Source organism: Rhizobium sp. P1_E1 (assembly GCF_056406015.1).
In genome coordinates this window covers 1-1,045 of record NZ_JBFUAY010000536.1, presented here as the reverse complement: position 1 = coordinate 1,045, position 1,045 = coordinate 1, and the positions used below count along the sequence as shown (strand labels likewise).

General features: G+C 62.0%; 2 protein-coding genes. Both read left to right on the top strand.

The genetic code is table 11. The annotated features are described in order from the left end of the window. A partial coding sequence (locus AC1D1Z_RS37775) for a sugar ABC transporter substrate-binding protein (RefSeq protein WP_477853959.1) occupies positions 1-751 on the top strand: 751 nt, incomplete at its 5' end. A 65-nt stretch (positions 752-816) separates the two neighbouring features. Then, on the top strand, positions 817-1,045 hold a 229-nt coding region (locus AC1D1Z_RS37770), incomplete at its 3' end, for an ATP-binding cassette domain-containing protein (protein WP_477853958.1).

Below are 1,045 nucleotides of genomic sequence, written 5' to 3'. Positions count from 1 at the left end.
CAATGACGGCAAGCTGGTCTCGCAGCTGCAGACGCTGATTGCCCAGAAGCCGGATGCGATCGTTCAAATCCTCGGCACGCTCAGCGTCATCGATCCCTGGCTGAAGAAGGCACGTGATGCGGGGATCCCGGTTCTGACCGTCGACGTCGGTTCGACCAATTCGATCAACAACACCACCTCCGACAACTGGGGCATCGGCAAGGACCTGGCGCTGCAGCTCGTCTCTGATATCGGCGGCGAAGGTAATATCGTCGTCTTCAACGGCTTCTACGGCGTAACCCCCTGCGCGATCCGCTACGACCAGTTGGTCAATGTCGTCAAATATTTCCCGAAGGTGAAAATCCTTCAGCCGGAACTGCGCGACGTCATCCCGAACACCGTGCAGGACGCCTTCACTCAGATCACGGCAATCCTCAACAAATATCCGGAAAAGGGCTCGATCAAGGCGATCTGGTCAGCCTGGGACATTCCGCAGCTTGGCGCGACCCAGGCTTTGGCGGCTGCCGGGCGCACCGAGATCCGCACCTRCGGCGTTGACGGCAGCCCTGAGGTACTCCAGCTCATCGCCGATCCGAATTCCCCGGCCGGCGCCGATGTCGCCCAGCAGCCGGCAGAAATCGGCCGCACCGCCATCCGCAACGTCGCCAAGCTGCTCGCCGGCCAGACGCTGCCGCGCGAGACCTATGTTCCAGCACTGCTCGCCAACAAGACCAATGTCGGCGAAGTCACCAAGAAGCTCGGCATCGGCTGACATTGAACCCGAGCGATCCGGTCGTCGCCGGATCGCTCGGAATCTGCCCGCCGGGAGAGATCGACATGACGGCCATTTCATTGAAGCAGCCGGTGACGGCACGCGACGACATCATCCGCTTTGAAGGCATCGTCAAGCATTTTGGCGGCGCGCAGGCGCTTGCCGGTGCGTCGCTGATCGTCAGGCGCGGCACCATCCACGGTCTCGTCGGTCAGAACGGAGCCGGCAAGTCGACGCTGATCAAGCTGCTGGCCGGTCTCCATCAGCCCGATGGCGGCCGGATCGAGATCGAAG